General features: G+C 51.8%; 23 protein-coding genes. 8 read left to right on the top strand and 15 right to left on the bottom strand.

All coding sequences use genetic code 11. The features are described from left to right. Positions 1–19 precede the first annotated feature (19 nt). Positions 20–1390 (top strand): MATE family efflux transporter, encoded by a 1371-nt coding sequence (locus A3844_RS27395; protein ID WP_074109103.1) that lies wholly within the window; start codon positions 20–22, stop codon positions 1388–1390. Between the two features lie 44 nt (positions 1391–1434). Here the strand turns inward: A3844_RS27395 and A3844_RS27390 are convergent, their stop codons facing one another. From A3844_RS27390 to A3844_RS27375, 4 genes are all read right to left on the bottom strand, one after another. After that, on the bottom strand, positions 1435–1695 hold the full coding sequence (locus A3844_RS27390; protein WP_074086095.1) for a metal-sensitive transcriptional regulator: 261 nt from the start codon (positions 1693–1695) through the stop codon (positions 1435–1437). Positions 1696–1710: 15 nt separating this feature from the next. Beyond that, positions 1711–4167, bottom strand: a complete 2457-nt coding sequence (locus tag A3844_RS27385; protein WP_074109102.1) for a CoA-disulfide reductase — start codon at positions 4165–4167, stop codon at positions 1711–1713. Positions 4168–4286: 119 nt separating this feature from the next. After that, positions 4287–5258, bottom strand: coding sequence for a 6-phosphofructokinase (gene pfkA / locus A3844_RS27380; protein ID WP_074086093.1), 972 nt, complete (start codon positions 5256–5258; stop codon positions 4287–4289). 64 nt (positions 5259–5322) lie between these two features. Then, positions 5323–6405 carry a tetraprenyl-beta-curcumene synthase family protein gene (locus tag A3844_RS27375; protein WP_074086142.1) on the bottom strand — a complete coding sequence of 361 codons (1083 nt, stop codon included), beginning with the start codon at positions 6403–6405 and terminating at the stop codon, positions 5323–5325. A gap of 225 nt (positions 6406–6630) precedes the next feature. Here A3844_RS27375 and A3844_RS27370 point away from each other — a divergent pair, with 225 nt between their 5' ends. Further along, on the top strand, positions 6631–7866 hold the full coding sequence (locus tag A3844_RS27370) for an MFS transporter (RefSeq protein ID WP_074086092.1): 1236 nt from the start codon (positions 6631–6633) through the stop codon (positions 7864–7866). A gap of 179 nt (positions 7867–8045) precedes the next feature. Here A3844_RS27370 and A3844_RS27365 read toward each other — a convergent pair whose 3' ends face one another. Next, positions 8046–8243 (bottom strand): cold shock domain-containing protein, encoded by a 198-nt coding sequence (locus A3844_RS27365; RefSeq protein ID WP_019911834.1) that lies wholly within the window; start codon positions 8241–8243, stop codon positions 8046–8048. 172 nt (positions 8244–8415) lie between these two features. On the opposite strand from A3844_RS27365, the gene A3844_RS27360 reads away from it, so the two are divergent. The 5 genes from A3844_RS27360 (at position 8416) to A3844_RS27345 (ending at position 12661) form a co-directional block, all read left to right on the top strand. Then, positions 8416–8649, top strand: a complete 234-nt coding sequence (locus A3844_RS27360; protein ID WP_074086091.1) for a hypothetical protein — start codon at positions 8416–8418, stop codon at positions 8647–8649. A 6-nt stretch (positions 8650–8655) separates the two neighbouring features. Next, positions 8656–8826 (top strand): hypothetical protein, encoded by a 171-nt coding sequence (locus A3844_RS32905; protein ID WP_167374752.1) that lies wholly within the window; start codon positions 8656–8658, stop codon positions 8824–8826. Between the two features lie 206 nt (positions 8827–9032). Then, the gene (gene pepF, locus A3844_RS27355; protein ID WP_074109146.1) at positions 9033–10823 is read left to right on the top strand and encodes an oligoendopeptidase F; all 1791 of its coding nucleotides are present in this window, start codon (positions 9033–9035) and stop codon (positions 10821–10823) included. An 86-nt stretch (positions 10824–10909) separates the two neighbouring features. Beyond that, positions 10910–11230, top strand: a complete 321-nt coding sequence (locus A3844_RS27350) for a LapA family protein (protein WP_074086090.1) — start codon at positions 10910–10912, stop codon at positions 11228–11230. Between the two features lie 387 nt (positions 11231–11617). Next, positions 11618–12661 carry a M42 family metallopeptidase gene (locus A3844_RS27345; protein ID WP_074109101.1) on the top strand — a complete coding sequence of 348 codons (1044 nt, stop codon included), beginning with the start codon at positions 11618–11620 and terminating at the stop codon, positions 12659–12661. Between the two features lie 28 nt (positions 12662–12689). Here the strand turns inward: A3844_RS27345 and A3844_RS33595 are convergent, their stop codons facing one another. Continuing rightward, a complete protein-coding gene (locus A3844_RS33595) occupies positions 12690–12857 on the bottom strand; it encodes a hypothetical protein (RefSeq protein WP_244169870.1) in 168 nt (55 codons plus the stop codon). On the opposite strand from A3844_RS33595, the gene A3844_RS27340 reads away from it, so the two are divergent. Then, positions 12858–13475 (top strand): hypothetical protein, encoded by a 618-nt coding sequence (locus tag A3844_RS27340; protein ID WP_244169869.1) that lies wholly within the window; start codon positions 12858–12860, stop codon positions 13473–13475. Between the two features lie 196 nt (positions 13476–13671). On the opposite strand, the gene A3844_RS27335 is transcribed toward A3844_RS27340, so the two are convergent. From A3844_RS27335 to hemH, 9 genes are all read right to left on the bottom strand, one after another. Continuing rightward, positions 13672–14157 (bottom strand): tetratricopeptide repeat protein, encoded by a 486-nt coding sequence (locus A3844_RS27335; RefSeq protein WP_074101020.1) that lies wholly within the window; start codon positions 14155–14157, stop codon positions 13672–13674. Positions 14158–14345: 188 nt separating this feature from the next. Beyond that, a complete protein-coding gene (locus A3844_RS27330) occupies positions 14346–16271 on the bottom strand; it encodes an ABC-F family ATP-binding cassette domain-containing protein (protein ID WP_074109100.1) in 1926 nt (641 codons plus the stop codon). 45 nt (positions 16272–16316) lie between these two features. Continuing rightward, positions 16317–16922, bottom strand: a complete 606-nt coding sequence (locus tag A3844_RS27325; protein WP_074109099.1) for a TetR/AcrR family transcriptional regulator — start codon at positions 16920–16922, stop codon at positions 16317–16319. Positions 16923–16996: 74 nt separating this feature from the next. Continuing rightward, positions 16997–17797: a DUF92 domain-containing protein gene (locus A3844_RS27320; RefSeq protein ID WP_074109144.1), complete on the bottom strand. Its 801-nt coding sequence runs from the start codon at positions 17795–17797 to the stop codon at positions 16997–16999. A gap of 24 nt (positions 17798–17821) precedes the next feature. Then, on the bottom strand, positions 17822–18445 hold the full coding sequence (locus A3844_RS27315; protein WP_074109098.1) for a fumarylacetoacetate hydrolase family protein: 624 nt from the start codon (positions 18443–18445) through the stop codon (positions 17822–17824). 40 nt (positions 18446–18485) lie between these two features. Further along, complete coding sequence (locus tag A3844_RS27310; RefSeq protein ID WP_074109097.1) at positions 18486–19217, bottom strand: glycerophosphodiester phosphodiesterase; 732 nt, start codon at positions 19215–19217, stop codon at positions 18486–18488. A gap of 39 nt (positions 19218–19256) precedes the next feature. Then, positions 19257–20642 (bottom strand): CapA family protein, encoded by a 1386-nt coding sequence (locus A3844_RS27305; RefSeq protein ID WP_074109096.1) that lies wholly within the window; start codon positions 20640–20642, stop codon positions 19257–19259. A 140-nt stretch (positions 20643–20782) separates the two neighbouring features. Continuing rightward, positions 20783–22273 carry a protoporphyrinogen oxidase gene (gene hemG, locus A3844_RS27300; protein ID WP_074109095.1) on the bottom strand — a complete coding sequence of 497 codons (1491 nt, stop codon included), beginning with the start codon at positions 22271–22273 and terminating at the stop codon, positions 20783–20785. Then, positions 22270–23226 (bottom strand): ferrochelatase, encoded by a 957-nt coding sequence (gene hemH / locus A3844_RS27295; RefSeq protein ID WP_074109094.1) that lies wholly within the window; start codon positions 23224–23226, stop codon positions 22270–22272. Before hemH ends, hemG begins: the two co-directional genes overlap by 4 nt. Positions 23227–23270 lie beyond the last annotated feature (44 nt).

Genomic DNA, 23270 nt, shown 5'->3' with positions numbered 1-23270 from the left:
ATGAAGAGGCTTATATACAATGATACCCACGACTTCAATGAAGCAAAAGGCTAGACAATTCCTGTATATTTTATTTCCTATCCTTATTACACAGGTTGCGTTGTCCGCCATCACTTTTTTTGATACGAATATGTCAGGCAAATATGGCACGAATGACTTGGCCGGCGTAGCGATTGGAACCAGCCTGTGGATTCCCATCCAAACCGGACTCAGCGGTATCCTCATGGGGATTACACCCATAGTATCTCATTTGATGGGAAGTAAAAATGAAAAAGACGTAGCTTATCAGGTTACTCAAGGCATGTGGCTGTCCCTGCTCATATCGCTCTTGGTGCTGGTATTCGGTGCGTTTGCCCTATCGCCTGTACTTGATTTCATGAACCTGGAACCACAGGTGCGTGATATTGCCTTCCGTTTCCTCTGCGCCATCTCCGTAGGAATCATTCCGCTGTTTGGTTACACCGTAATTCGCAGCTGTATTGATGCTCTCGGGCAGACAAGGGTTTCTATGTTCATCACGCTAATTGCATTACCGGTAAATGTAGGCCTCAACTATCTACTGATTTTTGGAAAATTTGGATTCCCCCGTCTTGGCGGCGTTGGTGCAGGCGTTGCATCAGCTATAACCTATTGGGTGATTTTTGCCATCTCTCTGTTCTTCGTCTATCGGTCCGAGCCGTTCCGCAGTCTGCAATTGTTCCGCAGATTCTACTCCATGTCCCGGCGGAGCTTCAAAGAACTGCTTAAGATCGGAGTACCCATCGGCTTCTCTATTTTCTTCGAAACGGCAGTCTTCTCCGCAGTTACGCTACTGATGAGCCGGTTCGATACCGTAACCATTGCTGCCCATCAAGCGGCAATTAATTTTGCCTCCACATTGTATATGATCCCGCTGAGCATTTGCATGAGCCTGACGATCCTCGTCGGCTTTGAGAGCGGGTCCGGCAGATTGAAGGATGCCCGGCAATACGGAATTATGGGTATCGGGACTGCTGCTGTACTCTCTCTGGTTACAGCTCTCGTGCTGCTATTCGCAGGTAATCACGTCGCCGGCTTGTATTCAGATGAGCCCGAGGTCATTTCACTTATTCAGCATTTCCTAATTTACGCCATTTTCTTTCAGATTTCCGATGCAATTGCCACTCCTACACAAGGGGTACTTCGGGGCTACAAGGATGTGAATCCGGCTTTTATTATCTGTTTTGTTGCTTACTGGGTAATCGGTCTACCCACGGGATATCTACTCGCAACCTATACAGATTTAGGTGCTTACGGATACTGGATTGGCCTGATCACCGGGTTAGCCATCGGGGCTATCCTCCTGCTGTCCCGTCTTGTCAAAGTACAGCGCCAGTACGGACATACCAAAACCAATACTGCCCGGATATAACAAAAAAGAACAGCGCGGAATCAATTCCGTAGCTGTTCTTTTAGTTATCGGCTTTTCACCAGCAGTTCTACCGCCTCTTGAATGACTTGATTGGGCGAATTCCCTTGCTGTAGCTCCTCCTGGATACAATGCTCCAGGTTGGCTCCGATGACGGCACCTACCGTACGGTCTACGGCTGTTCGTATTGCGGTGAGCTGGATAACAATCTCCCTGCAGTCTTGTCCTTCTTCCAGCATACTTAACACGCCCCGAACTTGTCCTTCAATGCGTTTCAGTCTATTCTTGATCCCTTTATCATATTCCATTGCTATACACTTCCTTTAGATGAACAAATTGACGCCTGAATCCTCAGCGGCCCCTAGGTAACTGGCGACGCCGCCAAATTCAACGCCTGCTATTAATTCCTCCTGCTTGATTCCCATGATATCCATACTCATTGTACAGGCCATCAGCTTTACACCTGCATGGATGGCCCCCGACATCAGCTGTTCAAGAGAGTCCACATTCTTTCGTTTCATGGTGTGCCGGATCAGTTTTGCCCCGAGACCGCCCATATTCATTTTGGAGAGGGACAATTTACGGGTACCTTGAGGCATCATCATGCCAAACATTTTGTCCAGTCCCTTTTTGTGAACCTCTGGAGCCTGCTCGCGACGCAACAGATTTAATCCCCAAAAGGTGAAGAACATCGTGACTTGCTTGCCCATAGCAGCTGCCCCGGAGGCAATAATGAACGAAGCGATCGCCTTATCCAGATCCCCGCTGAAGATAACCATAGACGTTCCTTCCTTCTCAGCTGTTGAGGTAAGAGGAGCCGCATCTGCCTCCACTGGCTTTTGAATTCCTTTACGCACAAGGGCCTGAACCTTGCCCCCTGACACATCCAAGGATTCCAGTGTATTCTGCGTCTTGAGACACCACTGCCGGATATCCGCGGCAAAACCAAAATCTGTTGCTACAATTTCAAGCTGCTGTCCCTCTTCCATAGACTTCACGGTCTCGTATACTTTGAGTATAGGGCCAGGGCACTGCAATCCGCAAGCATCCAGCATAAGCCGCTGTTCAGTAGGACTGGAAACTTCTGGAACATTAATCCGATTTTTCTTTTCTCCTTCTGGATCTACACCTCTGTCTATGGCCATCACAGCGTAGGTTTTATAGCCTCCGTCAACATTTTGCACATCGTATCCATACTGCATCAGCATTCTTGCCGCGATATACCCTCTGAGACCGACTTGGCAGGATACCGCAAGCTTTTGATCAGAAGGTATTTCAGTAAGGCGGTTTCTCAGCTCGGAAAGAGGGATGTTGATGGAACCGGGAATATAACCGGCAAGACGCTCCACCTCATCTCTGACGTCGATAATAAGCCCCCCGGACCGGGTGAAGTCATCCACTTGGTACCATTGAAGATTCTTCACCATACCTTCCATTACATTAGAAGCAACATATCCGGCCATATTCACGGGGTCTTTGGCAGAAGAATACGGTGGCGCGTAGGCCAGCTCTATATCCGCCAGTTCGTCTGCTCTGAGCTTTCCCCGGATAGCCGTAGCAATCACATCAATCCGTTTGTCGGCGCCTTCACTTCCCACTGCCTGAGCCCCAAATATTTCTCCTGTCTGGGGGCTGAACAGCAGTTTAATAGCAATTGGGGCTGCACCTGGGTAATAGCCCGCATGTGAATTTGGGTGGATGTGTATGGCTTCATATGGAACTCCCAGAGATTTCAGTGTTTTCTCATTATTCCCGGTAAGGGCCGAGGTCAAGCCAAAGGTTTTGATAATTGCTGTGCCCAAAGCGCCTTCATAAGCAATGGACCGGCCATTGATATGATCTGCGGCAAGACGGCCCTGACGGTTGGCGCCCCAAGCGAGTGATACCATGGTTTCAAAGCCTTGAACTTTATCTCTGACTTCAATAACATCCCCTACTGCATAGATCGCAGGATCACTTGTCTGCAGTGTGGCGGTAACTTTTACAGCCCCCCGGACTCCCAGCTCCAGTCCACTGTTTCTGGCCAGCTCATTCTCCGGTGTAACTCCAATGGCTAGAATAATCATATCCGTAGCAAAAGTCGTACCAGATGCGAGCTGTAGCAATCGGCCACCCTCTATGATCGCCTCCACACCCTCATTCAACCGGAGCTCCACTCCGTTCAACCGCATGTGTTCTTCAACCGGTCGTGCCATTTCGGGATCAAGCGGGTTCAATATCTGTGTACCCCGGTCAATTACCGTCACTTCAAGCCCGCGTTCCCGCAGATTCTCCGCCATTTCCAGCCCGATAAATCCAGCTCCGATAACCGTTGCGTGCTTCGGATGCTGATGATCGACATATGCCTTGATCCGGTCTGTATCTGGAATGTTTCTCAGTGTGAACAGATTATCCGCACTGGTGATCCCAGGAATTTGAGGAACAACCGGTCGTGCACCGGGAGACAGGATCAGAATATCGTAAGGAATCTGAACAACTTCACCTGTGATCACATTACGGGAAAACACTTGCTTGCTCTCACGATCAATGGCTGTAACCTCAGTCAATGTCCGTACATCGATATTAAATCTCTGCTGTATCCCCTTGGGAGTCTGGAGGAACAACTTCTCCCTGGAGTCTATAGTTTCTCCAATGTAATATGGAAGTCCGCAATTGGCAAAAGAGACATGCTCTCCCCGCTCCACCAGGATAATCTCGTCTTGTTCATTCAATCTCCGCAGACGGGCAGCCGCTGAAGCCCCGCCCGCTACACCGCCAACAATTACAATTCTCTTACTCATTCCGTTTGCCTCCTCATTTATATACCCTATGGGGTATATAATATACGGGCGGGGGTATATAGTCAAGTGTAAAAAAGACCGCCTTCGCTAGGCGGCCTTGATGAAAAATATCTATAAGACTATTGGGAAAGACGGGATGCCAGCTCGTAAAGCTCGGTATCAAAGTCTTTTTTGGTATTAACAACCAGATCGATGTCTGTAAGCGTAAGCTCACCCTTGATAATGCCGCAAGCTTTGTCAGACTGACCTTCGATCAGGGAACGTACAGCAAAGTCGCCTAAACGGCTGGCCAGATTACGGTCTCCTGGAGTCGGAGTACCTCCACGCTGAATATGTCCAAGAACTGTAACGCGCGCGTCCAGGGAGGCGTGGCGGTCTTTCAGCGCCTGAGCCACATCTTCGCCCTTGCCTACACCTTCAGCGACAATTACGATACTGTGACGTTTACCTCTGGCAAAGTTGTCGCGCATACGGTCGGCTACTTCGTTCAGATCATAAGGCATTTCCGGTACTAGAATCGTTTCGGCTCCGGAAGCAAGACCGGCATGTAGTGCAATATCCCCGCAGTGGCGGCCCATAACTTCTACGATCGATGAACGCTCATGCGAGGACATCGTATCACGAAGCTTATTGATGGCATCAACTACAACACCTACCGCAGTATCAAAGCCAATGGTATAGTCGGTGAACGAAATATCATTATCGATGGTACCCGGCAAAGCCATAGTATTAATGCCAAGCTTGCTAAGTTTGTTAGCTCCCTTATAAGAGCCGTCTCCGCCGATAACAACCAATCCGTCAATTCCCATCTCGTTCAGGATATCCGCACCCTTTTGCTGACCTTCGGGGGTCACAAACTCGAGGCAGCGGGCCGATTGGAGAATGGTGCCTCCGCGCTGGATAATATCACCGACACTGCGCAGATCCATAGGGAAAATGTCACGGTTCAGCAGGCCCTGGTATCCACGCTGGATTCCGAACACTTCAATACCGTAGTAGATTGCACTACGTACTACTGCGCGTACAGCGGCATTCATGCCCTGCGAATCTCCTCCACTGGTTAATACTGCGATTTTTTTTACGTTTGCCATCCTGTTAGTTCCTCCTTAAAATTGTGCGGAGCCCGTTCTTGATCAGAATAACGCCCCGCAGCCTCTAATACATATGTCTGCGTATCCAGCGGCTGTTCACGAAGAAGAATAATCTTGTCAGAGGACTTCTTCTCATCAGACGTCTGGATACTGAGCGAACCTCCCGCTGTTCGCTGACTTTCGGATCGGATAAATAAAGTGCCAGCAAGCCCTCGATGACCATGCGATGCATTGAGGTCTCGGGTAGATTCCGGACATCCCTGCGGGCCCACTCCACAATGGAAGCGATCCGATTCAGCATGGTATCACTATTGTCATAATAATTGCAGAAATTGAGATCCCCGCCAGCCCGGTCCTCATCCTGATCGATCAGGTAATCCAGCATAATGTGCAAACCGCATAAATGCGGAAAGTATGCCGCCCGAATGGAGGCCGCTGCCGATGTGCTCAGCTTGGGGTCGCATGAAGCCAAAAACAGCATAAATACGCCGAGGGTTGAGCCTGTTGCCGCCGCAAACTCATTCCACTGCAAATGCGGGGCCCGCTTGCCTTCCACCTCCCACCATTCCTTCAGGGCAGCCTCCCTGAGATCGGGTCGGATGTGCTTATAGACCTGCAAATCCGTATACAGCACAGCCAAACCATGCACTTCTTCAGCTGCGGCAGCATAGCCGGGTAAGAGTGCAGTCATCTCCTGGCATTTGCGGACAAGTCTGTGCAGATATCCTCCGTCATTCTGTTCAGTGCGAAGCGCATAGTAATTACCAAGCTCAGCCTTAGGGTTAATGGCATCCAGCATGGATTGATGCAGCAGCCTGAAATCGGCAGGATCAAGAGATGTGCTGCGGTCACACAGGTTGTCCAAATAATCACTGATCGTTTGATAAGCAACAATAAGCGGAATCAGTATATGTCTCATCGACAAATTGCCGGCGGCATATATTCCGCCACCCTGGCAGTGAAACTCTTTGGTCTCAATGCTGGCAAGCGCTTGCTTCCGTAGCTCGGGGTCGGGAATCCCTTCCGCATCCTGGCGCCAGAAATGGAGACATTCCCGCACTTCCGGCAGCACGTACTTGTAGACCCTGCTCATCAGCCCGATTGGGCCGCGTGGGCTAAGGTAACGGCCTTGCTCAAATTCATTCAATGACAGTGCCTCCACATTGTTGTCTCCTTATCCAAATCATCATTATTATAATATGCAGAGCGTATTTGTACAAACAACAAAATCACTTTCGCAAAACGCTGAAAGATTCAGAAATCTCCTGATTTCTGCGGACATCCGGCGTTTGCATTGTGCTATACTAGAACGCGTTCAACACTAAAGTATGGATTACGAAGCCGTATCTCATATTCGGAGGAGTGCAATTTCATGTTATCAGGACGGACCGGAGGCCAGTACAGCGATCAAAACTGGCTGCGATCCTTTATGTTCACACTCTACGGCACAAGTGTGCTGGTAGTATCTTATTTCCCATTATTTTATACTCACCTTGGTTTCAGCAGTCCCCAGATCGGAATCCTGTATTCTATAGGACCGCTGATCTCCATTCTGTCCAACCTGTTCTGGAGCATGATGAGTGACAGGCTGGGCACCATCAAAAAAATCTTGGCCATTCTTCTGGCCGGCCAACTGGTTACCGCACTGCTGCTGGCAAGAACTACGGATTTTGGGGCCGTGATGTTTATTTTGTCCCTTTTCTATTTCTTCTATTACCCGTTATTCCCGCTTGCGGATACGATGGCGATCAAAATTGCCCAGCGCCACGGGCGCAACTTCATTACGATCCGGGTATTCGGATCACTTGGCTACTCCTTCTTCGCACTGACCATCGGATATGTGCTGAGAGCTCTGGGCTCATCGTCCAGCATAGCGGTCTGCATAGTAATCGTAGTGATTGCGCTACTCATTACCTTTGGACTGAAGGATGTCAAACGGACCGAAGAAAACAACAAGGCCATGATCGCCGGTTCCGAAGAGGAGCCGCTTAAGCGTGGAGGACTGAAACAGATTTTGCTGCAAAAGGAAGTCCTATGGTTCTTCGGCAGTGTCTTCGTGCTTGCGATCGGATACCGGATGAATGAAGCCTTCTTAACACTCAGCCTCAAAGCCATGAATGCCGGAGATGAAATTATCGGCTGGTCGCTGCTGGCTTCAGCCTTGAGTGAAATTCCCGTTTTTTTCGTCCTGAGCAAATACGGTGACAAATTCAAAGAGCTGCCGCTGCTCGCTTTTGCCAGTCTGATGTTTGCTGCACGGTTCCTGTTCATGTCCTTGGCGAATGAACCCGGTACTGTGATTGCTATACAGGCCATGCACAGCATTTCATTTGGCATATACTACGTGACAGCCGTCCGGTACATTACGCGCATTATCCCCGATCATCTCCGTGCAACCGGCATGGCTATCTTCACAGTTGTATGGTCGAGTGCGGCAGGTCTGCTCAGCGGAACATTTGGCGGGTTCCTCTATGAGGATGCTGGACGGACGGTATTCTATGTGGTGGCGATGAGCTTCTCGCTGCTCGCCTTCGTCGGTTTTTTATCCAAGCACCTGGTGGACACTGGCTTCAGTATCGCCCGTTATTCCCGCCGCAAAGGCAATTAATTCTATCAAGGGGCTGCACTTCTTGCTACCGGCGGCCCTTCGTTGCTCTAACAAGTAAAATAAAAAAACACAGTTCCCGAAAGAACTGTGTGCTTTGAAGTTGCTGGTTATCACTCTTGCAAGTGTTGCCATTCCAAAAATATATGTTGTGACTGACAGACAAACTGTCCAGCCGTTTATTATAGTTTAACTACGTTAGCTGCTTGAGGACCACGGTTACCGTCAGTAATATCGAATTCTACCGCTTGGCCTTCATCCAAAGTCTTGAATCCGTCGCCTTGAATTGCTGAGAAGTGAACGAATACATCTTCGCCGCCTTCTACTTGAAGAAAACCATAGCCTTTTTCTGCGTTAAACCATTTTACTGTACCTTTCAAATGAACAACCTCCTAAAAATACCGCCATATATGACGAATGCTTACATTATACCCCAACTATACCTCCAAATCAATCCATCATTTCCCTTCTCCAGTGATAATATTTGCTTTTCACTTCCCCCGTGCGTTATCATTGAGCCAAAAGCCAAAAATCGCCAGGGTGGTATTGATAATGATCAAAAAACATGAAATATACAAAACAGACAAATGGAATATGATGACGGTAGAAGTTCAGGGGCGCTATATTGTTCTCCGCGAAATTTCTGATCAATGGGGAGAAGAAACGCATACCTTTATGAGCCGTCCAGCTATGATGCAATGGGTCAACAACCGTTTCAACAAAGAATCGTATAAAGATAATGAAGAAGAGTACAAAAATATCATTGCTGCCTTCAAACAGGTCTAGCCGGGAATGGATAACGAGAATTTAGTTATTTTCATTATTGTTGTTCTCTGTCTTGGAGCAGTACTGATCATGGGCAAGGAAAAAGTGCCGCCGCGCCTCAAGCGCGGCATGGCCCTGACTGCGGTCATTCTCATTGCCATGGCTTTTATCTTCATTATTTATAGCTTGGTGGCATAGCTTCTGAGGCTGGATCATTCATAATCAGGATTTGGGAGGGCATACTAAGTCAACCTTAAAGTGTTAAGGAGGCTTCCGTTATGTCCTTTGCTGTCAAGTCCCTCCCGCTTCTGCTTGCCTTAAGCCTGCTGCCGGGCGATCCCGCTGCTTATGCGGCACCGCAGAAGAATATGCCTATTACATCCCATCATCCGAGGAGGATTTCTATGGAACAATTATTGAAGAGAAGTGAAGTGCCCGCCGAAAACCGCTGGAAGCTTGAGGATATGTTCGCCTCACAGGAGCAATGGGATGCAGAATATAAGGAAGTCAAGGAGCTTATTAATGGCGCGGCCGATTTCCAGGGCAAGCTTGACTCTCCCGAAGCACTCAAAAAATGCTTTGAGCTCGACGATAAGCTGTCCCTGCTGACCGAACGCCTCTATGTCTACGCGCACATGCGCCAGGACGAGGATACGGCTGCCCCAACCTATCAGGCCCTCTCCCAAAAAGCGAAGAAGCTTGGAGTGGAAGCCGGGGAAGCTCTTTCTTTTGTCACACCGGAAATCCTTGCCCTGCCAAATGAGAAGCTCGACCAGTTCATTGCCGACCCTTCCCTGTCGGACTACACCTTCACCTTGACGGAAATGAAGCGCGAGAAAGCGCATGTTCTGTCCAAAGCGGAGGAAGCTCTCCTGGCCCAGGTGGGTACGCTTGCCCAAGCGCCGCAAACCGTGTTCAGTATGCTGAACAATGCGGACCTTAAGTTCCCGAAGATCAAGAATGAGGAAGGCAAGGAAGTAGAGTTGACGCATGGCAGCTACATTCAGTTCCTCGAGAGTCCCGACCGTGAGGTCCGCAAAAATGCTTTCAAAGCGGTGTATGAGACATACGGTAAGCAAAAAAATACAATTGCTGCCACGCTAAGCGCAAACGTCAACAAAAATGTCTTTTACTCGCGTGTCCGTAAATATCCCTCTGTTCTGGAAATGTCGCTCTATGGTGACAACATCCCCAAAGAGGTCTACACGAACCTAATCGATACCATTCATGAGAGCCTGCCGCTGATGCACCGTTACATGAAGCTGCGCCAGAAGCTGATGGGTGTTGACGAGCTACATATGTATGACCTGTTCGCACCGCTCGTGGACGAATACAAGCTGGATATCACTTTTGAAGAAGCCAAGAAGATTACCAAAGAAGGCCTGAAACCACTCGGCGAGGACTATCTGGGTGTGCTGCAGGAAGGTTATGACAAGGGCTGGATTGATGTCTACGAAAATGAGAATAAACGCACTGGCGCTTACAGCTGGGGAGCCTACGGTACCCATCCTTATGTGCTGCTGAACCATAACGACAACCTGAACAGCATGTTCACACTGGCTCATGAAATGGGCCACGCCCTGCATTCCTACTATTCGGACAACACGCTGAAATACCGGGATGCACAGTATACAATTTTCCTCGCAGAAGTAGCTTCCACTACCAACGAAGCACTCCTGATGGATTATCTGCTGAAGAAGTCAACCGATCCGAAGGAAAAAATGTACCTGCTTACTTATTATGCCGACCAGTTCCGCACTACGGTGTTCCGGCAAACCATGTTCGCTGAATTCGAGAAAATCATCCACCAGCGTGCTGAAGAAGGCGAATCCCTGACACCTCAGGATCTGTCAGAAATCTACTATAACCTTAACGTCAAGTACTACGGCAAGGATATGGTGGTAGATAAGGAAATCGAAATGGAATGGGCACGGATTCCTCATTTCTACAACAGCTTCTATGTCTACAAATATGCTACCGGCTTCTCCGCGGCTACCAGCTTCGCCAAGCAGATTCTGGAAGAAGGCAAACCGGCGGTAGATAAATATCTCGGCTTCCTGAAGAGCGGCGGCAGCGATTATTCGATCAACATTCTCTCCAAGGCAGGCGTTGACATGTCTTCACCTGCACCGATCCGCGAAGCGATGAGTGTCTTCGAAAGCGTGATCGAACAAATGGAACAGTTGACCAAATAAGGCATAAAGCTTAGTATTACTGTAATCCCTTGCCCTCTGCGGGCAGGGGATTTATCTTGTCATTTATGTATAGAGGAGGAAGTTACATGAGGTTACAATGGTCACTTATCTTAGGCCTGATTTTCGCCTTGCTCACCGCCGTGTTCGCAGTCATTAATGTGGACCCGGTTCAGGTTAATTTCTATTTTGATGTTGTCAACATTCCACTGATCCTGGTCATCCTTGGTTGTGCGCTGATCGGCGGGGTGATTGTCGGCTCTTACGGCATTTTTCGCCAATACAAGCTGCAGAAGCAGATCAAAGGCCTTACGGCAGAACTAAACAAGCTCCGTGATGCAGGGAATTCCCTGGATGCGGTGCCAGTAAATCAGGACAGCTTGTCCTCTAACAGCACGTCCCAGCTATAAGAGATAGCCCGTAAGAGAATCTAATATATGTGTTGAACTGAGGACACACAAGTTTGAAGAACGCAATGAGTCTCTTAAGGAACAGAAGCTATTTGGAATAAGTATAACTAAATTGGTTGAAGCCCTGGCTTCATGCATCATCATCCCATCCGGCCGCTTTCAGCTGAATTAGCGATACTTTTTCCCACATAGGATACTTCTTAAGCTGAATGGGTTGGATTAGTGAACCTTTTTCCGGCTAAGGCTGAAGTCCCCTTCATCAACTTTCCAAGTTCAATCTATATAGAATGTAGATCCACAGTTTAATAGAAAAGTTATATAAATGACCATAACCCAAATTAGCATGTGCTGATTACATCGCTTATAAAGAACAGGAGGACATTTACCTTGCTTACCATACAACCTAATGAAGAGTACATTCTAACCATTCTCAAAAAATTGCTCGATACTCCCAGCCCCAGCGGCTTCACGACTGCGGCCATGAACCTTGTGGCTGAGGAAACGGCAGCATTGGGTGTACCTTTGAGCTGGAACGAAAAAGGCGGAGTCATTCTGACCGTTCCCGGACTTGATCCTGCACGCACCATCGGTATCAGCGCCCATGTGGACACGCTTGGAGCCATGGTGCGCTCAATCAAACCGAACGGTACGCTGCGTCTAACTTCTGTCGGCGGATTTACTATGAACAGCATCGAAAATGAATATTGCATCATTCACACCCGCACCGGATTAACCTATACCGGCACAATTCTGAGCAGCCATCCTTCAGTCCATGTCTACGCAGATGCGCGTGACTTCAAGCGCTCAGAGGAAAATATGGAGATCCGGATCGACGAGCTGGTCTCCACCAAAGACGATGTCCTGAAGCTCGGCATTGCCGTTGGTGACTTCATCTCCTTCGATGCGCGGGCGGTTATCACACCCAGCGGCTATATCAAATCACGCCATCTGGATGACAAAGCCAGTGTAGCCGCTCTGCTCGGGCTGCTGGAGAGCATCAAACGCGAAGGCTGGAAACCGCTGCATAACCTCTCTCTGCTGATCTCCAATTACGAAGAGGTTGGTCACGGTGCTGCCTGGATTCCTGGAGAGATCAGCGAGATGATCGCGGTCGATATGGGTGCCATGGGTGATGATCTAAGCTGCAAGGAGACCGATGTCTCCATCTGCGCCAAGGATTCCTCCGGACCGTATGATTATGCCATGACCGGCCGGCTGATCGAACTGGCGAATGGTCTGGCGATTCCGTTCGCAGTCGATATCTACCCGCAGTACGGCTCCGATGCTTCCGCCGCCCTGCGAGGCGGGAACAATATCCGAGCTGCGCTGATCGGACCGGGCGTACATGCCTCCCACTCCATGGAGCGCACTCACAAGCAGGCTGTGCTGAACACAGCCAAGCTGCTAGCGGCATATGTGGGCGCAAACTGAGGCCGCACTTGCTGGCCTGCAGCGGGCTTCACAGCGCAGGCCATGGCTCACAGCCGCCGTTCTCCTGACGGCGGCTGTTGCTGCTGTGGCGGCTATCGTGATGCTGACGAAGCCGCAACCGAGGGAGGCCTTTCATGGCCTCCCTCACAAATACAGCTACCTGCAGGCGGACAGCTCCAGCAAGGTGCAGCTGCATATGATGTCAGTGGCACCTGCTGACATCGTGCTGCGCAGCGCAGGTACGCCGCTGCGCCCGATTGCCGCCTACGGGATTAACGGCGGCTTCTTCTACGGCAGCGACCTGCTGTCGGTGGCGATCCTGAATGACCACCCGGTGAACGGCGTTCAAGGGGCGTATGGCTCGGGCTGGTTCAACGCCAAATATCCGCGTGGAACGCTGGTATGGGACGGGGCGAGCGGGACGATGTCGGTTCAGGTCGTCTCCTCGGGAGATGACCTGTCCGTCACGGACCGTGGGCATTATTGGGCGCAGGGCGGGATCAGCATGAACCTGCAGCATGAAGATCTGTGGCAGGCCACGGCAGCCACAGAGCATCTGCCCTATGCTGACGAGCAGCGGATGCGCTCGGGGCTGGTCTACGATGGGGACGGGAAGCTATGGCTGATCGTCACGCCATCGCGCTGTACGGCAGAGGCATTCCGTACAGCCATTCTGGAGACCGTCCCCGGCGAAGAGCGGGAAGGGATCTTCCTCGACGGCGACGGTTCCTCGCAGATGAACGCCGAAGAGGCTGTGCTGACCGGCGACTCGCGCCCGGTCGTACAGATGATTGCCGTGGCAGGCGGCAGCTAGCCTGCCGGGCAGGACCCACTGGCTGAAATGACGGATTAACATCATCAATAGCCAACAGGAAGTCTTCTGTTGGCTCGTATAGGCGGACGTTTTTACACAGCCAGGTGTCTACCGGCTGGTGCTGGCGCCCGCTTTTTTATAGTTAGCAGGCAGGTTTCCAAATCACGGAAACCTGCCTGCTTGGATTTCTGAATGCTTATTCCCAAACTTGATCTATTTTGTCCGAATAGTACAGGATAGCATGGCGGTAGCTGCTGATTCCTTCGTTGACAGAAGTCTCCGCAAGCAATGTAAGCAGCAGCTTCATCGCTTCGCTGTGACCGCCCAGATTGTGCAGCGTCATGGCCAGAAAAACCGCAAATTCCTTCTGCTGCGGAAACTCGTGCAGCCCCTGCTCAAGCACTTCCTTGGACAGGGTATATTCCCCCAGTGTTCGATAGGTGCTGCCAAGTCCCAGAAGTGCACCCATGCGCTGCTCGGTGGGCAGGCCCAGTGACAGACTGCGCTCGTAGTAAGGGATGGCCTCCCGTTCGAGGCCCAGCACATCATGTGTCCAGGCCAGCTGATAATGCAGCTCAGCATTCTCTTCATCCCCGCACAGCAGGGCAAGGAGCAGTTCTCTTGCCTCTTCAGCCTTGCCGGCGGTGCGAAGGGCCACCGCGGTTTCAATCGAATAAGTCAATCTCTTCTGCCTCCTCTTTGCGCGGTAAAGCCGCACGCTATACGAAAACACAGCAACCAGGGCAGGAGCTCTGATTGCTGTGCTAGTGTCACAAATTGGTGAGTCATCAAGCATAAAAGCAAGGTAGCCATCTCTGGGATGACGTAAAAATGTCGCTTGGTATCCACAGATTAACGGATACCCGAGTCCTAAGCTTTACCAGCAATCTTCTCTGCCAGCTCATTCAGATACGTCCAGCGCTCCATCAGGCGCTCCAGCTCAGCTTCTGCCTGCCGCTGCTTCTCCACCAGCTCCTGAAGCTTACCGGAATCTGCAAAGGCTGCTTCCATCTGTACGCTGATGTCCGCCAGAAGCTGCTCCGCCTGCTCAATGGCCCCGTCAATCCCCTCATATTCACGCTGTTCCTTGAAGGTGAATTTCAGCTTTTCTCTGGAAGGAGATGCAGTTGGTGTTGCCTGTCCTTGTTCCGGTGCGGAGCCGCGCTTGCCTGAACTCTCTTCTGCTGTACCAGCCGGGACATTCTTCGCCATCCATTCCTCGTATTCACTGTAGTCCCCTACATGCAGACGAATGCTTCCCTGTTCAAAAGCAATCAGCTTATCCACCGTACGGTCCAGAAAAAACCGGTCATGGGATACGGTAAACACTACGCCCGGGAATTCATCCAAATAATCCTCCAGCACGGCAAGTGTGCCGATGTCCAGATCGTTGGTCGGCTCGTCCAGCAGCAGTACATTGGGCGCTCCCATCAGGACGCGCAGTAGATACAGACGTCTCTTCTCTCCTCCGGAGAGCTTGGAAATGGGCGTCCACTGCATAGCCGGCGGGAACAGGAACCGTTCCAGCATCTGTCCGGCTGTAATTACACTCCCGTCCGCTGTACGGATGATCTCCGCTTCTTCTTTTACATACTCTATGGCCCGCATGGTGTCATCCATATCCTGATGTTCCTGGGTGAAATACCCCAGCTTGACGGTTGCCCCCAGCTGCACCTCTCCGCTGTCCGGCTGAAGTTTGCCGGCAATCAGATTCAGCAGGGTTGATTTGCCGCTACCGTTCGGACCCACAATGCCCACCCGGTCCTGCGGCACCGCGATATAGGTCAGATCCTTAATCAGTGTCCGTCCATCCATTGATTTGGTAAGATCCTTGATCTCAATGATTTTGCGGCCCAGACGGGTCGAAGCCACGGAAATGTCCAGTGCGCCCGTTGAAGCTACGCCTTGGCTATCCTTCAGTTTCTCATAACGGTCAATTCGGGCTTTCTGCTTGGTCGAACGGGCCTTAGCACCCCGGCGGATCCAGGCCAGCTCGGTACGCAGCAGATTCTTGCGCTTCTGTTCCATGGATGCCTCACGCTCCTCGCGCTCAGCCTTCAGCTCCAGGAAGCGCGAATAATTCGCTTCATAACGGTACAGCTGTCCGCTATCCAGCTCCAGCATGACACTCGCTACCCGCTCAAGGAAGTAGCGGTCATGGGTTACCATCAGCAGCGCGCCGCGCCGCTTCTGAAGATATTGCTCCAGCCAGGCTACCGAGTCTGTATCGATATGGTTCGTAGGCTCATCCAGGATCAGCAGCTCAGAAGGTGTAATCAGGGCTGCTGCAAGAGCAACCCGCTTGCGCTGACCACCGGACAGCGTCTCCATGCGCGCATCAAACTGCGTGATGCCAAGCTTTGTCAGCACGGTTTTGGCTTCACTCTCCAGCTGCCACGCCCCGGCGGCGTCTATGGCCTGTCCGATCTGTACCAGCCGGCTCTCCAGGACAGAATCGCCCGGGCTTTTATCCAGAAGAGACAAAGTCTCCATATACTCCCGCATGGTAGCGAGCTCTGGCTCATCCCCGGCAAAAACCTGCTGCAACACGGTATTGTCCGGCTCATACGGAGGATTCTGTGCCAGGTACTGCACCCGCACCGAATTTCCTATGGAAATTTGTCCGTCATCAGCCGTATCCAGACCCGCGATGATCTTCAAAAAAGTAGATTTCCCTGTACCATTCACACCGATAACGCCAATCTTATCCCTGTCATCCATTCCAAACGATGCATCCCGGAACAGTGTTTTTTCCCCATAGCTCTTGGAAAGATGTTCCACGGTCATAATATTCATGCTCTGTCCTCGCTTGCCTTATATTTTAAACCGGATCTGTATTCCTTATTGTCCTGCCGGTAAATCTCCAAGTGAAGCATTCATGTTGGCGACGGCACCGCCGATGAAGAGGCTGGCTGCAAACTTCGTCCGTTTGTGCACGTCCTCTTCCGAGAAAGAGGGGTCAAACAGAATATCCATTTTCAGCCGGTCCAGCATGCCGATGTACGACTTCGCCATCAGCTCCGGCTCGGACGCCCCGCCTTCCAGCAGCACCTTCACTACAGCCTGCATATACTCGTCCATAAAAAGCGCCATGTAGGCTACCAGCTCAGGATTGTTATTCGGCGCCCGAAAAAAAAGCTTCGTGTGCTGCTTGCGCTCGTAATAGTAAAATAAATGATGCGCTGCAATGACAGACAGCTTCCCGGTCAGACTGCCGCTGGCCCGCAGCTTGCCTTCCAATTGCTGAAGAAAACCTTCACAGTCCCGCCGGGTGACCGCCATGAACAAATCCTCTTTATTTTTGAAATATAAATACACCGTGCCCTTAGCAATCCCTGCACGTTCTGCCACTTCCGACATCTTCGTTTCGTAGAAGCCGCCTGAACCGAAGAGCTCGTAAGCGGCATCCAGAATGGCTGTATGTTTGTGAATGGACGCGCTGCTCACCGGTTCACCTCCTTCAATATTGCGAATATAGGTTTATAACTAATATGAAAAGCACAAAAATCTGCCGCTTCGCATCATAGCCCGCCGACCAGCAAGGCGGTAAGACCGCCCAGAATGGAGCTGACGGCATTGACTGCATCGTTGTCCATCCAGCGCCAGCCGCGGGCGTATACCGTGGGCTGACCGCAATGCCGCGAGGCTTCCACCTCGCGGCCGCATACGGTGCAGCGGTTCATGCGCTGCACCGTTGCCCCCAGGAACGAGTCGGCGAACGCGCCGACGAGCCCCCCTAGAAGTCCTGCCAGCGTAAGCAGCAGGACGGAGTGCTCAGGCATGCCGGAGGCTGCCCTCAGCAGCCACGAGGCAGCGCCGATCATGGCGCCGCCTGCAGCGGCAGCCAGGGTGCCCGGCAGCGAGACACCACCCGAGGTGCCGGGCGGCAGAATACGCCCCGTCAGCACAGAGCGGGGCGGCTTCTTGGCGAGGGTGCCAATCTCCGTCGCCCAAGTGTCGGACGTCACGGTCGCCATGACGCCAATGAACAGATATCCCCAGAGCTCCAGGGGAAATATGGCGTTCAAGAGCACCAGCAGCATGCCAAGCCCGCCGTTGGCGAATACCTGGCCGGCGTCCCGGCGTCCTGTTTTGTCATAGGTGGCTTCCAGTTCTGCCTTATTCTCATGGTGAAGCTTCGAGAGCAGGCTGGAAGAGATAAAAAACAGCAGCAAAATCCCAAACCAAAAGGCATTCCCTGCCCCAAAGTAGATCGTTCCCATCGCAACCGCAGCCAGCATCCCGGAAAAGCTGAGCGATTGCTTATAATAAGCCGCCCCAGCCACCAGCAAGGCGCCGCAGAAGCCGATCACCCATTGCAGCACTTCAAGTCCCGTTAGCATATGCTAACCGATGAGACAGGTGCCCAATAAGCGGTCGCCCCAAAACAATTCGAACGAATCGCCTGAAGCCACAGGGCCGACACCTGCCGGAGTACCGGTAAATATAATATCATCTTTGCCCAAACCATAACGGGCGGCAATGAACTCTACAATTTTTTGCAGTGAAAAAATCATGTTCTTGACGTTCCCGCGCTGCACCTCCACACCATTCTTGCGAACGGTGTAATCCGTCGCTTCCAGCTCATCCGTTTCCGGAAACGCAATATAGGGAGTCAACGGCGCCGCATTCTTGAAGCCTTTGGCGGGCGTCCAGGGCAGCCCCTTCTTTTGCAGATCGTTGTGCACATCGCGCAGGGTAAAATCCAGCCCCAGGGCCATAACATCCACCAGCTCCTGCACGCTCATGCCAGGTACATAGTCCCTAGCAATCCGCAGAACAATCTCACCTTCGTAATGAATCAGTCCGGCATCCTTCGGAAGCTGAATCATAGCCTTGTCGAGGGGAACCGCTGCATGAGAAGGCTTCAGAAAGATCAATGGCTCCACCGGCACCTTGTTGCCCAGCTCCTCCGCATGTTGCTTGTAGTTTCGCCCAACACAGTAGATATTGTTAACATCAGCGCACATTCATTCTTCAGCTCTCTTTCCCGTCAATTATAAGCTTAAGCTATATTTCCAGAAAGGTATCGCCCCAAATGTCGGGACGATTCGTACAGATCATGATATCGGAATGCATCGCAGCCAGACGGCGCATTTCTTTTGCCTTATTCACCGTCCAGGCCATCACCCGTACCCCGCGCTCGGCAAGCAGCTTCGCCAGACCCGGATTCAGCCGGTCAAAGCTGATGGACAGAAAGGAGCAGTCCAGCTCCTTCAGCTTCCTCGCCGGGTCACCGGATCTGGCATCATAGATCAATCCTGTGCGGAAACGCGGGTCCAGTTCCTTGATCCGCTGCAGCGAGCCGGCATCGAACGAGGTTAGAACTACCTCATCACGCATGCCGTGAGTGTTGACAAGATCAATCACAGCTTTTTCCAGCCCGGGATACATGTCACCGCTAGTCTTCAGCTCAATGTTCAATCGCAACCTGCCGGAGGCAAGCTGCAGCACCTCTTCCAGTGAAGGAACGCGTTCTCCGCGAAATGCACGGCCTTTCCAGCTCCCTGCATCCAGACGCCGGACATGTTCATAATCCATATTTTTGACTTTGCCGTGTCCGTTGGTGGTGCGGTCTAGCGAGAAGTCATGAATGACTACGGGGACACCATCTCTGGTAAGCTGAACATCAATCTCCATCCATCGTACAAAAGGGAGTGCAATGGCCATCCTTATGGCAGCAAGGGTGTTCTCCGGAGCTTTTCCGGAAAATCCGCGATGGGCTACACACATATTTTTCATCGTTAGCACCTCCGGCAGAAGTATGGTCTATGCCTGCGCCTACTTGGCAACCTCAACTACGCTTCCATCATTGCCGATCCTTACAAGTCCGGAGGACAGGGATTCCACTTTGTGCAGCAGCAACTGGCCGTCCACTTCATTCATCGGCACCGGCTGTGCCAGCTCCGCATTCATCGGTCTGAGCTTCATCGAACACTGCCCTTGTGCGCTGCACTCCGCCTGAAACACAGCGGTATCCCAGGTAGCCCGGGTTTGGGAACGAGTGAAAATAAAGTTGCCCGCGCTGTAGGCGATCCATTTGCCCTTATAGGGCTCAATCCCCTGCAGCACATGAGGATGCCCGCCCATGACCAGATCCGCTCCCGCATCTATGAAGCTGTGCCCGAGTGCCTGCTGGACGGAATCATATTGTTCCATCCGTTCTTTGCCCCAATGAACCATTACAATGACCAGATCTGCTTGGGTCCTGGCGGCAGCGATAGCCTTCAGCGCTTCCGCACTGTCATATACTGAAGCCACTCCGGGTTTGCCAGCCTCTGCCTTCCATTCCATCACAGGCATTACACGTGTGAATCCAAGCAAAGCGATACGAATGCCATTTCGCTCAAAATATTTTGCGCCGTATGCCTCGGCTGCGTCCACTCCGCCCCCTACATACGGAATGCCGCGTTTGCTCAAATGTTCAATAGTGTCCAGCAAGCCTTCCTCACCCTGGTCAAGCGTATGATTGTTCGCCAGATTCACCGCATCCACACCTGCAGCCTTCAAGGAATCCAATGCCTTGGGATCTCCCTTGAATACAAACTGCTTGTTAGCGGCACCAACCCCTCCGCTGGTGATTGGCGTTTCCAGATTTAGAACAGTCAGATCATCCTTCTTGAACATGCCATCCAGAGCGGTGTAAGAGTAGTCATAGCCTTTTTGCTGCAGGATCTCACCCGCTTTGCCTGAGAAAATGACATCTCCCGCAAAATTCAGCTTCACGGTCTTCCCGGCATTCTCTGGAAGGCCTGAAATTGGGCTGCTGCCGGAATTCTGATCGGAGCCCTTACCATCGGGATCATCTGTCCCTTCCGGTACCGTGCTTACTTCAGGAGCAAGCGAAGGAACGGGGTCCGTAGGTGCCGGAGTTGTCTGCACAGCCGGTTCAGATGAAGGCTCCAGTTCTGGTGAAGATTCCGGAGTCGGCTGAGAGGATACTGTAGCCTCGGGTACTGCGTCTCCCTGCTCCGGTGATGGAGAACTAAATATTGCTGCAGCCGGCGGGGGATTGTCGCTTGAATCTCGATCGCCCATAAAAGCATAAGTCAGCAGTGCAGCGATCATTAGAAGCAGGCTTGCGTTAATCCATGCCCAAACCATTCTGCGCCGGCGCTTACTGCTTTGCTTGTTATTTTTTCGGGTACGTGAACGCGGCGGATACATGAGTGCAAGTAATCTCCTTTGCCCTAAAATTGTTTCTATTATAGCATAAGTCCAGCCCCATCCTCCAAATAGAGAGGCTCACCCAAAGCGGACAAGTAAAAACGGTGAAGCGCGCCTTATGGTGCACTTCACCGTTACGATTAACTCATTACAGCAGCCTGCTCCGGCTGACTTTCGAGGCTTCCGGCAGCATTCTCCGCCGTCAGCTTGGCCTGCTTGATGCAATCCGGCATGCCAATGCCGTCATAACCTGCGCCAAAAGCATACACTCCAGGCAGCTTCTGTCCGAGCTCGCTGCGCAGTCCGGCAATCCTGGACGGATGTCCCACGGGATATTGCGGCATGGAATGTTTCAACCTTGTAATTTCCGTAAACAGCGGCTTGGCGGAAATACCCATAATCTCCCGCAGGTCCTTGCGCACCAGCTCAGCCAGTCCCTCATCCGGCAAGTCTACATTCTGCTCATCGCCAGACCGGCCGACATAGCATCGCAAAAGGACGCGGTCATCCGGGCTGGTGTGCAGCCATTTCGTGGAGGTCCAGGTGCAGGCCGTTATATTACGTCCTTCCTTACGCGGAACCAGAAAGCCGGAACCGTCATATTCAGTCACAATATCCTGCTTCGCAAAAGCCATGACTACATTCGCAACCGATACATAGTTAACATTGTCCAACGCTGACACATCCACATGCGGACGAAGCAGCTCCGCAGCAGCATAATTCTGCACGGTGACGTAGATATCATCCGCCGTCAGCCGCTCCCCGTTATCCAATACTACTTCATAACGAGGTGCAGGCACGGTTTCCGAAGTCTGTGAAGCCCAAACTGAGGACTCTGTTCCGCTTAAGGCCTTTATGGCTGTAACTCCCATTCCCGTCCGCTGCTCGACATCATGCAGTTCATGAATCAAGGCATGGACGAGACTCTGGAGACCTTTACGGAAGGTGAGAAAAGCGCTTTTTTTGGTGCCTGTATGCGTTTCAGCCGGTTTCCGTCCCGTCGTCATCCCGCGAATGAGGCTTCCGTACCGCTGCTCTACTTCACCGAATTGCGGAAACGTAGCCTGCAGGCTGATCTTGCGCATATCTCCGGCATAAATGCCGGCAAGCAGCGGCTCAGTCATATTCTCCAGAACTTCTGTCCCCAGCCGCCGTTCGATCAAATCACCTAACGATTCATCCTCAGAGCTGCGCCGCGGCGGAATGATGAAATCCATCATCGCCCTCATTTTGCCGCCAAAAGTGACGAGACCGCTCTTCAGGAACGGCTTGAGCTCTGTGGGAATACCCAACACAAGACCGGCTGGCATGGGATGCAGCTTGCCACGCTGCAGTATGTACGTCTTCTTGGCATTAGGGTTCGTGGTTACCAGCTCATGATCGATCCCCAATTCTTTCGCCAGCTCGCTCATAGCCGTCTTGCGGGCCAGAAAAGAGTCTGGTCCCTTCTCAATCACAAAACCCTCGCGGTGCAGCGTTTCTATCTTGCCGCCAAGGCTCCCTTCCTTCTCGACCAGAACGATATCCGGCTGTATCCCGGCTTCCCGGTAATATTTGCGGACATAAAAAGCGGCGCTGAGGCCGCTGAGGCCTCCGCCGATAATCACTACTTTACGGGCAGTGCCAGTCATGATCGGCCCACCTTCAGCCCTATGGTCTTGGTGCGCACTACATCACTCAGCACAGACATATACGCTGGGTCACTGTTGAGCGAATCAATACGCATCAGCCGCATATCCAGCTCAGAAGCCAAAGCCTGCGCTTCAATATCCAGGTCATACAGCACCTCCAAATGGTCGGAGACAAATCCAACCGGAGCAACCAGCACATATTTCACCTGCGCCTCACTAAGCTCATGCAGCGTCACCAGAATGTCCGGTCCAAGCCATGGCTCGGCTGTACGGCCGGCGCTTTGCCAGGTGAACTGCCAGGAGCTGACTCCCGCCAGCTTGGCGACAGCTTCGGAGGTGGCCAGCAGCTGATCACGGTAGGGATCTCCCATCGACAGAATACGCTCAGGCAGACTATGTGCGCTGAACAAGACTCGCACCTCTTCACGCACCGCACCTGCTTCCTCAAACAGGTCCAGCTTGGCCGACACTCTGCGGCTAAGAACATCGATCAGCTCCGGATGAAGGTGATAACTCTCCACGAACGCCATTTCGATTCCACTTGCCTCCGCCTTATCCTTGGCACGTTTGATATAGGTGCCTACACTCATGACGGAATAATGCGGCGCGAGCACAATGCCCACAGCATGGGTAATTCCATCCCGGACCATCGCTTCTACACCGTCCTCAATAAAAGGGTGTGCATGCTTGAGCCCCTGATAGCAGACATATTCTACTTCTTCACCGGTATGACCGCTGTTCAGCGCGGCTTGCAGCGCTTCCACTTGACGGTCCGTGTTCTCCCGCAGCGGAAAAACCCCGCCGACTATAGCTTCATAGCGGTCCTTCAATTCCTTCAATTGCTCCGGAGACGGCGCATTGCCCCGTCGGATATGCGTATAATAGGCTTCTACCCCTTCCAGACTTTCAGGAGTGCCGTAAGACATAACGAGTACACCAATTTTGGTAGTCATGGATTCCATCCCTTTCTGCGGATCATAGGCGCAACAGGTGATCT

The organism is Paenibacillus helianthi (assembly GCF_001909055.1).
In the GTDB taxonomy this organism is placed as follows: Bacteria; Bacillota; Bacilli; order Paenibacillales; family Paenibacillaceae; genus Paenibacillus_AQ; species Paenibacillus_AQ helianthi.
Note: the sequence above shows the minus strand (reverse complement) of the source record. Positions and strands in the feature narration are given on the sequence as shown.

Bases quoted from the DNA above. Each gene is read 5' to 3' on its own strand.
- A3844_RS27395 (WP_074109103.1), top strand. From the start codon at position 20: ATGATACCCACGACTTCAATGAAGCAAAAGGCTAGACAATTCCTGTAT.
- A3844_RS27390 (WP_074086095.1), bottom strand. From the start codon at position 1,695: ATGGAATATGATAAAGGGATCAAGAATAGACTGAAACGCATTGAAGGA.
- A3844_RS27385 (WP_074109102.1), bottom strand. From the start codon at position 4,167: ATGAGTAAGAGAATTGTAATTGTTGGCGGTGTAGCGGGCGGGGCTTCA.
- pfkA (WP_074086093.1), bottom strand. From the start codon at position 5,258: ATGGCAAACGTAAAAAAAATCGCAGTATTAACCAGTGGAGGAGATTCG.
- A3844_RS27370 (WP_074086092.1), top strand. From the start codon at position 6,631: ATGTTATCAGGACGGACCGGAGGCCAGTACAGCGATCAAAACTGGCTG.
- A3844_RS27360 (WP_074086091.1), top strand. From the start codon at position 8,416: ATGATCAAAAAACATGAAATATACAAAACAGACAAATGGAATATGATG.
- A3844_RS32905 (WP_167374752.1), top strand. From the start codon at position 8,656: ATGGATAACGAGAATTTAGTTATTTTCATTATTGTTGTTCTCTGTCTT.
- pepF (WP_074109146.1), top strand. From the start codon at position 9,033: ATGGAACAATTATTGAAGAGAAGTGAAGTGCCCGCCGAAAACCGCTGG.
- A3844_RS27350 (WP_074086090.1), top strand. From the start codon at position 10,910: ATGAGGTTACAATGGTCACTTATCTTAGGCCTGATTTTCGCCTTGCTC.
- A3844_RS33595 (WP_244169870.1), bottom strand. From the start codon at position 12,857: ATGCAGCTGCACCTTGCTGGAGCTGTCCGCCTGCAGGTAGCTGTATTT.
- A3844_RS27340 (WP_244169869.1), top strand. From the start codon at position 12,858: ATGATGTCAGTGGCACCTGCTGACATCGTGCTGCGCAGCGCAGGTACG.
- A3844_RS27330 (WP_074109100.1), bottom strand. From the start codon at position 16,271: ATGAATATTATGACCGTGGAACATCTTTCCAAGAGCTATGGGGAAAAA.
- A3844_RS27315 (WP_074109098.1), bottom strand. From the start codon at position 18,445: ATGTGCGCTGATGTTAACAATATCTACTGTGTTGGGCGAAACTACAAG.
- A3844_RS27310 (WP_074109097.1), bottom strand. From the start codon at position 19,217: ATGAAAAATATGTGTGTAGCCCATCGCGGATTTTCCGGAAAAGCTCCG.
- A3844_RS27305 (WP_074109096.1), bottom strand. From the start codon at position 20,642: ATGTATCCGCCGCGTTCACGTACCCGAAAAAATAACAAGCAAAGCAGT.
- hemG (WP_074109095.1), bottom strand. From the start codon at position 22,273: ATGACTGGCACTGCCCGTAAAGTAGTGATTATCGGCGGAGGCCTCAGC.
- hemH (WP_074109094.1), bottom strand. From the start codon at position 23,226: ATGACTACCAAAATTGGTGTACTCGTTATGTCTTACGGCACTCCTGAA.